The organism is Pseudomonas sp. S31 (assembly GCF_016648105.1).
In the GTDB taxonomy this organism is placed as follows: Bacteria; Pseudomonadota; Gammaproteobacteria; order Pseudomonadales; family Pseudomonadaceae; genus Aquipseudomonas.
Map to the genome: position 1 here is coordinate 553,866 of NZ_JACVVE010000001.1, position 10,004 is coordinate 563,869.

The 10,004-nt window shown below is 56.4% G+C and carries 7 protein-coding genes and 1 pseudogene; all 8 read left to right on the forward strand.

Annotated elements, in window-relative coordinates; translation table 11 throughout:
* The first annotated feature begins 24 nt into the window (after nucleotides 1-24).
* The 8 genes and pseudogenes from IAE37_RS02310 (at nucleotide 25) to IAE37_RS02345 (ending at nucleotide 9,923) form a co-directional block, all read left to right on the forward strand.
* The gene (locus IAE37_RS02310) at nucleotides 25-2,091 is read left to right on the forward strand and encodes a type VI secretion system Vgr family protein (protein ID WP_201168456.1); all 2,067 of its coding nucleotides are present in this window, start codon (nucleotides 25-27) and stop codon (nucleotides 2,089-2,091) included.
* On the forward strand, nucleotides 2,088-3,011 hold the full coding sequence (locus IAE37_RS02315; protein ID WP_201168459.1) for a hypothetical protein: 924 nt from the start codon (nucleotides 2,088-2,090) through the stop codon (nucleotides 3,009-3,011). The genes IAE37_RS02310 and IAE37_RS02315 overlap by 4 nt, the downstream gene beginning before the upstream one ends.
* Nucleotides 3,008-6,196: a T6SS effector BTH_I2691 family protein gene (locus tag IAE37_RS02320; protein ID WP_201168461.1), complete on the forward strand. Its 3,189-nt coding sequence runs from the start codon at nucleotides 3,008-3,010 to the stop codon at nucleotides 6,194-6,196. Before IAE37_RS02315 ends, IAE37_RS02320 begins: the two co-directional genes overlap by 4 nt.
* Nucleotides 6,196-6,996 (forward strand): DUF6708 domain-containing protein, encoded by an 801-nt coding sequence (locus IAE37_RS28695; protein WP_236409730.1) that lies wholly within the window; start codon nucleotides 6,196-6,198, stop codon nucleotides 6,994-6,996. The genes IAE37_RS02320 and IAE37_RS28695 overlap by 1 nt, the downstream gene beginning before the upstream one ends.
* Nucleotides 6,993-7,250, forward strand: a complete 258-nt coding sequence (locus IAE37_RS02330; protein ID WP_201168464.1) for a PAAR domain-containing protein — start codon at nucleotides 6,993-6,995, stop codon at nucleotides 7,248-7,250. The genes IAE37_RS28695 and IAE37_RS02330 overlap by 4 nt, the downstream gene beginning before the upstream one ends.
* A gap of 140 nt (nucleotides 7,251-7,390) precedes the next feature.
* Nucleotides 7,391-8,269 carry a type IVB secretion system protein IcmH/DotU gene (icmH, locus tag IAE37_RS02335; protein WP_236409731.1) on the forward strand — a complete coding sequence of 293 codons (879 nt, stop codon included), beginning with the start codon at nucleotides 7,391-7,393 and terminating at the stop codon, nucleotides 8,267-8,269.
* A gap of 14 nt (nucleotides 8,270-8,283) precedes the next feature.
* A pseudogene (locus IAE37_RS02340) lies at nucleotides 8,284-8,988 on the forward strand (bacteriophage T4 gp5 trimerisation domain-containing protein); the annotation flags it as partial.
* Nucleotides 8,985-9,923: a DUF4123 domain-containing protein gene (locus tag IAE37_RS02345; RefSeq protein WP_328822683.1), complete on the forward strand. Its 939-nt coding sequence runs from the start codon at nucleotides 8,985-8,987 to the stop codon at nucleotides 9,921-9,923. The pseudogene IAE37_RS02340 and the gene IAE37_RS02345, both read left to right, overlap by 4 nt.
* Nucleotides 9,924-10,004: the final 81 nt, after the last annotated feature.

Here is a 10,004-nt window from a genome sequence, read left to right on the forward strand (position 1 = left end):
GCGAACGGCGTACAAGGAATTTCCATGCCCAACCAATCCGACCTGCGTTTCACCTTCCAGCCCCTGGTCGGCGATTCGCTCTTCGAGGTGGTGTCGTTCTCACTCACGGAGGCAGTGAGCACACCCTTTCGTCTGACCCTCGAACTCGTCAGTTTCCAGACAGACGTCAACTTCACCCACCTGCTCGACCAGCCCGTGCTCTTCACCCTCTGGCGCGCCGATCGCCCGGTACGCTATGTCCATGGCCTGGTCAGCACCTTCAGCCAAGGCGAAACGGGCTTTCGTCGCACCCACTACCACGCCGTGGTCGAGCCCCAGCTGGCCCGCGCCAGCCTGCGCTCGAACTGGCGCATCTTTCAGCAGAAAACCGTGCCGCAGATTCTCGACGTGATGCTCAAGGGCCAGGGCATTCTGCGCCATGACCTGTTCAGCAGCCTCGACCACCAGGTCCGAGAGTTCTGTGTCCAGGCTGGTGAAACCGACCTTGAGTTCATCACCCGCCTGGCCGCCGAGGAAGGCTTCGTCTACCGCTTCGAGCACAGTGCCAAGCAGCACAAGCTGATCTTCACCGACCGTTTGCTGGCGTTCGGGCAACTCCGCCAGGGCGCCATCACCCAGGAAGGCGACGAGCGAACCGACGATTCGCAAAGACCCAAAATCGACACCGTGCTCTACCATACCAACAGCGGTGGCGATCAACCCGGGCCATGCCTGCACCGCCTGCGCTACAGCGAGCAGGTGCGCACCTCGCGCCAGGTACAACGCGACTACACCTTCACCAACCCGGCCTATCGCCAGGAACACGCGGCCAACGCCCATGGCGCCCCCTGGTACGAGCGCTTCGACTATCCAGGGCGCTACAAGCGCGATGCGGTGGGCAAGCCCTTCACCGCCAACAAGCTCACCGCACTGCGCCACGATGCCCGGATCGCCAAGGTCAAGGGCGACGACATGCGTTTGCAGCCCGGCCTGAGCTTTACCCTCACCGAGCACCCGCGCGAAGACCTCAACGCGCACTGGCGGGTGGTCGAGGTGACACACACGGGCAGCCAGTTCACCAGCCTGCAGGAGGAAGCTGCAGGCGCGGACCGCAGCACGCATTACGAGCAAACCGCCGTGCTGGTCCCCGGCATGGCCGAGTGGCGCCCCAAATCCCCAGACAAGCCGCGCATCGACGGCCCGCACATGGCTACCGTGGTGGGCCCGCCTGGCGAGGAGATCTATTGCGACGAATGGGGCCGGGTCAAGGTCAGCTTCCCCTGGGACCGGGAAAGCCAGGACAACCAGTTCAGCTCCTGCTGGGTCCGCGTATCCCAGGGCTGGGCCGGCCTCGGCTGGGGCTCGATGGCCATTCCGCGGGTCGGCCAGGATGTGGTCATCCAGTACGTCAATGCCGACCCCGACCAGCCGATGATCACCGGGCGTACCTACTGCGGCAACCAGCTCCCCCCCTATGAGCTGCCCGCACACAAGACGCGCATGACCATCAAGAGCAAGACCCACAAGGGCAAAGGCTTCAATGAGCTGCGCTTCGAGGATGAGCTGGGGCGCCAGGAGGTGTTCATCCATGCCGAGCGGGATCAGAACAATGTGGTCAAGCATGATGAGACGACGCGGGTCGGACGCAATCGTGTCGAAGAGGTTGGCAATGATGAACAGCTGACCGTTGGCCACGACCTCCGCCAGGAAACGGGACGCGACCGAATTCACCGGATCGGACGCTCTAGCCAGATAACTGTTGGCCATGACCTGACCGAGCAGGTCGACAACGACCGATTCGAGTCCACGGGTGCCAACCAGCGAATATCTGTTGGCGGCGACAGTGATCTCTTCGTCAAAGGTCATCAGAGCATCAGCATTGGCGAGGGCGTAAGTCAACAGACCACTGTCTACGAGCTGAAAGTCAGCGAGCGCGTCGAGTTCAGAAGCCCGGGCGGCAGCATCGTCCTCGATCAGGAAGGCATCACGATCAACGGCCGAACACTCACACTCCTGGGGCCTACCAAAGCGGGCGCGAATGGAGAAGGGAACGTTATAGCGCTGGAGCTGACATCAGAGCCCAGCACGACCTGCGAGGAGAAGCGCCGATGAACAGCGATGCCGTGATCAGGCTTATCACGGAGTTGTGGCGGCCTGCGATGTACTGCTTCGTACTGGTGGACCCGTTAGCGGTACCTGACGATGACAATCACTCGATGCTCACTCGGCTGCATGAGCTCTTGGGCGACCACGCGATCACGCGGGTTCGTAGGGCGGACTTGCCGCCCGAACCAGCGCTACACCCTGCATTGATTTGCCTGTCCAACCCTGGGGCGCCTCTCAATATGCCTTTGCTGGAAATCACAGTTGGGGCTGCGGGTAGGGACATCCAGCGCCGCAAACGCCAGATATGTGGTTGGCTGCTGAGCGAAGCCCTGCCCTCTCAAATCGCAGATCACTTGGCCGCGCTATGCCAACTGCCGACCCCATCAGGCGGCACAGTCTTTTGTCCGGTCTATGAACCTTTACGCCTCGAGCTCCTTGGCGCATCACTCGAGCGCCCAGAGCTTGGCCCTTGGTGGCCAATCGAACACTGGGTGTTCCCGAGCAGTGGCGGCAAGCTCGCCAGCCTTAAAGGTCAGCCTCATTGCCATAGCGCTTTGCCTGCGGCCAGCCTGCGTGTTCAAGAGGATGTCACGCTGATCGAAACCCTGCTGGCCGCGCGCCGCTCCTTGTTGGCTCGCTCCTGGTTCATGGATCAGTTGCCTTTGCCCGCCTTTGCCGCAGTACGCGCATCCAATCACATTGAAGATGCACGCAGGCTGGGTCTCACCGCAGAGGAAGACATTCTGGTTCTCGCTCTCCATCAGCTATGCCTGAACGCCGATGTGCATACCTTGCGGCCCGTCCAACATTGCATCGAAACGGCCATCCGCTTGAAACGCCCTCTTGCCTCGTTGCTCGCTCAATACAACGAGGCGGCTTGGGAGCGCATGACATCCGTCCTTCCCTCAGCCAGGTACCGTCCATGAGTATCAGTCAAACCATCGCCACTGCGGTCGCCGAGGCCGCACTGCCAACCCGGTGCAAGGCCTGTGAACGTCATGGTCTGCCCATCCTCCCTCTGAGACGAGCACTCGTACCTGATACACGACCCGCCTGGACTGCAGACGATGCCCAGCCAGCGGCTATCGAAGGACTACGCATATTACGCAGTGGGTTCCTCTATGTATTGCTCGACGAAAGCGTATGGCATGCCTACCAAGTGACCGAACAAGGTCACCTTCGCCGCATTGACCCGTACGAGCCGCCACTTGGCCCACCACCACCGTTGCCCAACAAATGTGTGAACGCGGACCACGATATTCCATCAGCTTTCATCAACATAGATACAAGCCGCTACAGCACGGCGTGGCTCGCATTCTCCAGTGATCCCTGGCCCGCCAGCGTGCTCGTCGGCTACAAGTCGGCCAAATTTCCTTCCAATCGGTTCCAGGTGCTGGACTTGACGCAGGCCCGGGAAAATCCAGACGATGTCGGCCTGTCTATAACCCCTGACGAACTGCAAGTCGATCGCCAGGTGTTTGAGTACAACCAGCAACTGGCCGGCCCATTCGACAGCGCCCATGGCTTCCACAGCCGGTTTTTACGCAAAACCGCGTTGAGGGGATTCGTGATCAATGCCATGGCCAAGCATGAGCTGAACCAGGGCGTACCTGCGGTGGTCCTGCACGACACGGTCGGCCTGATTCAGGAATACAACCATCAACGCCTGGGCTGGATCGTCAAGCGGCAGGCCTGGCGAGAAGATCCGCAGCGCGCCTACCAATTGCAAACCTCGCAAATCCTCCAAATCATTCGAGCAACACACCGTCAGTGGGCAGCGGAAAAGGTTCCGCAGTTCGAGACTCATGCAGGCGATGGACCGCCGGTTTTCGTCGATCCACAAGTGGAATACCAGCGAATCGTCGAGATGCGCCAGCGAGAGAGCGACGAGAGGCTGGAGGAACGGTATGACGAGTCGCGGCGGGCGGCGTTCCAGTTGGAATACGACAGTCAGGAGGCGCGCTTTCAGTGGCACATCGACCAGCAAGCGAAAAACTACGCAACCCTATGTGAGAGCACCGCGTTCAAGCTCATCGAGGAATACGACTATGATGGCCGGGACCGTGACTCGGGCATTGCGTACTCCAAGACCATGGCCGCGTGCTTGGCAGGTGGCATTACCGAAGCACCCCGCTCGGCTCCCGAGCCAGGCCCTCCACCAGCCGGGTCCAGCGAAGCACTCTGGCTCAAGTGGCTGCAGGACCCAAACAGCCCTGCGTATCGTGCCGTGATACTCCGAGATCAGGCAGTTCTCGCCAGCCTGCTTCCCAGCTTTTCTCAAAATGGGCCGGTGCAATGGAATGACAGTGACAAACTCTATGCCGCCTTGAGCAAGCTCATTGCCAGCGACGACCTAGGGCAACGCTTGCGTGGTGACCTGCGACAGGCGATCACCGAAGTTCAAGGCGCACTCAATGCTGCCACCCAGCGCCTGCAGGCCCAAATAACTCCGGGGATCCAGCATACCGTGCTTCGCCTGAACACGGCGAGCCAGTTGCTCTACAACGGCGTGCATTTGATTGAGCTGCACGTGCAGATGAAATTGGGTGAGTACTACGCCTTGCAGTGCGCTCATTTGCGCGAGGTGCAGAAAAAAGCTAGCGACGCTATGGCCAAAGCCCGGGATCGGTTGAGGCCGACTCTCGATGAGTTGAAAGCCGGGGCTCACAACGGAACCCGCAAGGTCAAACCGATTATCCAAACAGGGTTGCTGAGCCTTGCGGTGCTTGATCCGAAGATTGCGAATACGGTGATCAATGTGAGTGTCTGGGTTGAAGCGAAGGCTGATGTGCTGCGTGAGCAATTGCTCAGGGAGGTCAACCTAAACGTCAATCAGCTGAATAACGCGGCCCAATTAAATTTGTTCCATATTTCGGTGGGCGTGGGGACGCTGGAATTAGGTGCGCGCAAGATCCTTCAGGGAGTCCAAATAAACGCCCAACAGGCTGCGCAATTGGTCCGCAAAAACTTTCTCAGATTGAGAGGTCTATCAGGAAGCTGGGATTTATTATTAGCGTTGGGTGGGCTATATCTACTGAGCAACAGCCTAGAACGTAATAGAATAAGCGCAGAGGCCGTAATAGGATCGAAAGCTGGCGAAGCAATGATCGCGCTTTATGGAACACAAGTAGCAATATTGGGTACCGCTGCAGAAATCGCAGGAATATCAATATCGATAGCAACCCAAGCTCGAACTCTAGGAAGAAACATCATCCGCATTGGGGCCTCAATCAGTGCTGCAGCGGGTTTAATTGACACGACTCAAGCCGCGATTGCAGCCAAACGAACTTTTAGAGAAGGAGATGGCAGAGCAGCCGTCGGACATGCACTCTCCGCCATTGCAGCAAGCTTGGGAACATACTATGCAATCATGGCCATTAGCACTCCACTTATACTAGGCCCACTAGGCATTGCAATTTCCCTGAGCCTAATCGCAACATCCTTGAGCAAATTTTCGTCAAAAGAGGAATCTACTGAGTTGGAATCCTGGGCAAGACGTAGTTACTTTGGTTATGCCAATGAGACCCCAGCTATTCATTGGAATCAGCCTCATCACGCAGATTTAGCGTTCGCCGAGCTAAATGCAGCAACGCTTGGCGTACGCACAAGCATCACATTCTCATCCAACATAGTCAACGCCTCAACTGGCGCACTTCAAGGCAAAGTTGAAAAAATTGAGCTAAAACAGAAAGTTAAATTTCGCATAAGACTCCCAGGCTTTGCTGAAGACCTATCAAGCTATCAATGGAGTGTACTTCTCCAGCACCATGGAGATAGTGAGGCATACAAACTTAACACCGGAAAACTTGCAGCTTACGCTGAACACTTCCCACTGAACCGCCCACCCCAGACTGCTCACCTCAGCGACTTATCGTCAAACCCTTCACCAACAATGATTCATCGTCATGGGAAAGTTAAAGTTCTCGAAACCAGAAACCCCTCATCCCAAGAAGGCAATCTCAGTTTCACACTTGAGCTAGCGGGAGAAGTAGAACTCACTCCGGACATCGAAATAAACTCATTAAGCAGCGCATCCTTACATATTATCTACTGGCCCGACCGAATGACTCCCGATGGTTATGCCGAAATACTATCAACAGTGTACACTTAATGAAAAAAACTTATCGAGATATTGGTTGGCAATATGACTTACCTAAAACTAATACAGGCCTTAAGCTAGAGATCGACACGCTGAATGGCTTCCCGCCGATTACTAGCCTTAACGAGATATTCCTAGAGATTCCCCTTGCCCGGGTGGCTTACCGGGGATTCTTTAGCATCGCAGGTTGTGCAATACTTCTGGCATCAGCGGCAGCTTCAATTTTTCTATCTGCCACAATATTGACCTCACCAAAGATTGATTACACATCAATTATCACGCTTTTGCTAGCGTGGCTAGCCGCATTATACTTGACAGGCCCGAGCATATGGCTAGATCTAAGGCTACCATACAATGAACCAATTCGCTTCAATCGACAACGCCAGAAAGTTTATTTTTACAGCTATAGATTCGACCGATTCCGTCCGTTCGCCCGGGAAAACTGGGGAGTTAAGGCTGTAGTGTACGACTGGCAGGATGTGACGGCTGAGGCATATCGGGTATATTTACCCTTGGGATCCGGCGGTCTGGTAGAAAAAGTTATGATCTCAGTTTGCAACCCCGAAACTGATAAAATCATAGACCGCTTGCCCTTCGCTGATAGCATAGAAAAAGGAGAGCAGTACTGGGCCATGGCTCAAAAGTTTATGCAAAACGGTCCCGGAGAACTATCGAAACTCGATTCCACACCAAACTATTTAACCAGGGAGGTTCATAGGCGTCTACTTAATCGATTCGCGCCCGAGGTCCGATGGCCCGCCGAGATGGATCTAGAGTCCCGTACCGCCCCTAGTCCAGAGGGTCAACTATGAAGCCTGTCGTGCTCGTTGGGCACCGCCATGAATGCCCATTACACGGCCATGGTGTAGTGGAAACAGGCAGCGCAACATATACTTTCAGTGGTAGGCCAGTGGCCCGAATTGGCGACCGGATCAGTTGTGGGGCAGTAATAGTGACCGGGTCTAAAAATTATTTCATAGAAGCGAGCGCAGTCGCTCGTGAAGGAGACACAACGGATCATGGAGGCGTGTTAACAGAAGGAGACGCTGATTGGCTACTCGAGTAAGAGAAACGCCAATTAAGGCAATCGTGCGCCACCATCAGTTCACTTCTCGGAACTGTCGTCCGTTAGCCTCCTGCGGCACAAAGATTGGTTTCGACAGTAAAATAGTCATTACACTTTAGCATTGCGACAAGGAACCGTTTATGCACCGATCAGGTAGGCAATACGAGAAGAACCAGGCGGCGACTGGCCCCCACTACAATGCAAGCGAAAGCAGTGCCGAAATCATGCTCGATTTATCCGCTTGGAGCGACGAATACTCAGGTCAGAGAGATAGCGGAACAGGCAAACTTTGGCATAAATACGAATACCCAGCCGATCCGGACTTCGCATTGCGCGGTAGCCACACCAATCAGATGATAGATGCCGCCATACCGCTGTTCGGCTTTGTGATGCGCCTGCGTACGCTGGACGATCTACCGCACATCGCGGAAGTCCACAAGCAGGTTCGTAACGAGGTCTCCAACATCCTCGACGAAATGCGCCAGCAAACCTACGAGCCCGCGCATCTGCTGGCCTATTCCTATGCGCTGTGCCTTTACCTGGACGAAGCCGTCATGACCCGGCCTTGGGGAACGCCCTCCTGCTGGAGCCACGAACCGCTGCTCAGCATCTTCCATCATGAAACCTCGGGCGGTGACAAGATCTTCACAGTGCTCTCCAGGTTGATGCAGGAGCCCAAGCGTTACCTGGACGTCATCGAGTTCATCTACATGTGCCTGTGCCTGGGCCTCAAAGGCAAGTACGGCATCGCGCCAAAGGGTGACGAAGCGCTGAACCAGCTGATCAAGAAGGTGCATGGCGTCATCCGTGAAGTGCGCGGTCCGGTGCCGGAACCTACCCACGACCCGTTGACCAATGTCGCCCCCCTTCATTACCGCATGAGCCGGCAATGGCCGTGGTGGAGTCCCTTGGTGATCTCTGCTCTGGCCATGGCGGTGGCTTACGGTATCTACAGCTATCGCCTGCACCTGATCACTACCGAAGTTCTGGAATCGCTCAACGGCGTCTTGCAGCAATAGCCGTCCGACCACGCAAGACGCGCATGACCATCAAGAGCAAGACCCACAAGGGCAAAGGCTTCAATGAGCTGCGCTTCGAGGATGAGCTGGGGTGCCAGGAGGTGTTCATCCATGCCGAGCGGGATCAGAACAATGTGGTCAAGCATGATGAGACGACGCGGGTCGGTAATGATCGCACCGAGGGTGTCGAGCATGACGAAACGATCACGATCGGCAACGACCGCAACGAAACCGTGGGCAACGATGAGCGGATAACCATCGGCCGCGACGCAGCTGTTGAGGTGGGACGAAACCAAACGATCAACATAGGCAAGGATCGCATCGAGGCCGTCGGCAACCATCGCCATGACCAAATAGCCGCCGACCATCGAATCAGTGTTGGCGGTAACCTCGAGCAGCAGATTGAGGGGTATGCCGAACTGGAAGCCCGAGCAGAAATTCGTCGGCGTACGCGGATCTACACCCTGAATGCGGCGGAAGCAATCGTCATTCAAGGGCCCGGCGGCTCCATTCGAATCGACGAAGGCGGCCTGACTCTGGACAGCCCGACGATTCGTATCAACGGCGAAATGTTCAAATCGGCCGGCGGGTCGAACCATCCATTTTCCATGGCCAGCGCCCCTGCCAGCGGTAAGCCTCTGGACCGCCAGTGTGGACGGCGTCCCGATGGAAGTTGTGCCTTGCCCGATTGCAAGTGCATAGGGGGACAGGGCCAATGAGTGAAATCTCACCGAGCCTTACACCTGCGCAAGACTCATGCGAAATCATCGGGCATGGATATCGCTATCTGATGCTTTTGCCCATTCCTATCGAGTTCTCGGCTATGCAACCTCCTCAGATCATCAAAGGAGAGGTCATTCCGCCTTATTCACCGTCGCTGTTGGAACTGATCAGCCAGATCAACCCCAACGTACCCCACGCTTGGGTATGGAAGCGCAGCGCTCTGGATGAAGAGTATGAAATGGGGCCCTTGTTGGTGGACACCGCCACCGCCCCCGATCTAGCCCATCATGCAATTGCCGTCTGGCAGCCCTTGGGCGCCGTGATTGCAATGGATTCAGATGCCAGCCTCATGGATCTCGCAGATCACTTCACGAGCATGGTTCAGTTCCTCCTGCCCAGTCAGGTAGTTGCGAAGCACGACATTCAACCCAATCACCTCTCAGCCTGGCTGGCAGGATTGGACGACGACCAAAGGGAGACCTGGCTAGGTCCAGTATCGCGGTTAGCATGGCGTATCGACTGGGGGCCGGCCCACGAATGTCGAACACTCGAGCGTGTTCCCACCTCAGCGCGCTCGCGGCACGAGCCAGCGTTGACCCTACAGCAGCATGAACTCGATCGGTTCCACGCTGGCCTGCACGACCTTTTCGTGCGCAGCCTGACACACGAAGTGTTGGCCTTGCCGCCATATACCACTCACAGCTTTGCAGACGTCTATGAGTGGATCGAAGCACTACTCCCCCAGCTGAAAAAACTCAATTTCCGCGATGAAGAAGTCGCAGGTCAGTTCATTCGCCTGGTCGCCGAGCACATGTGGCTGATGAGCAACGCCGAAGCTGGAGAGATCTACACCAACCTTCAGGAATCGCCTCAAGGCAGGCTTCGCGAGCTGCAAGCACTGATCGAAAGCAAGGAACCCACACATGAATGAAAACTCGGTCAGCAGCGCCACCTCTGGCCCTGCTTGCGGCGCACGTGTCCCGATCCTGCCCATCCGCTATGCCATCGTACC

Bases quoted from the DNA above. Each gene is read 5' to 3' on its own strand.
- IAE37_RS02310 (WP_201168456.1), top strand. From the start codon at position 25: ATGCCCAACCAATCCGACCTGCGTTTCACCTTCCAGCCCCTGGTCGGC.
- IAE37_RS02315 (WP_201168459.1), top strand. From the start codon at position 2,088: ATGAACAGCGATGCCGTGATCAGGCTTATCACGGAGTTGTGGCGGCCT.
- IAE37_RS02320 (WP_201168461.1), top strand. From the start codon at position 3,008: ATGAGTATCAGTCAAACCATCGCCACTGCGGTCGCCGAGGCCGCACTG.
- IAE37_RS28695 (WP_236409730.1), top strand. From the start codon at position 6,196: ATGAAAAAAACTTATCGAGATATTGGTTGGCAATATGACTTACCTAAA.
- IAE37_RS02330 (WP_201168464.1), top strand. From the start codon at position 6,993: ATGAAGCCTGTCGTGCTCGTTGGGCACCGCCATGAATGCCCATTACAC.
- icmH (WP_236409731.1), top strand. From the start codon at position 7,391: ATGCACCGATCAGGTAGGCAATACGAGAAGAACCAGGCGGCGACTGGC.
- IAE37_RS02345 (WP_328822683.1), top strand. From the start codon at position 8,985: ATGAGTGAAATCTCACCGAGCCTTACACCTGCGCAAGACTCATGCGAA.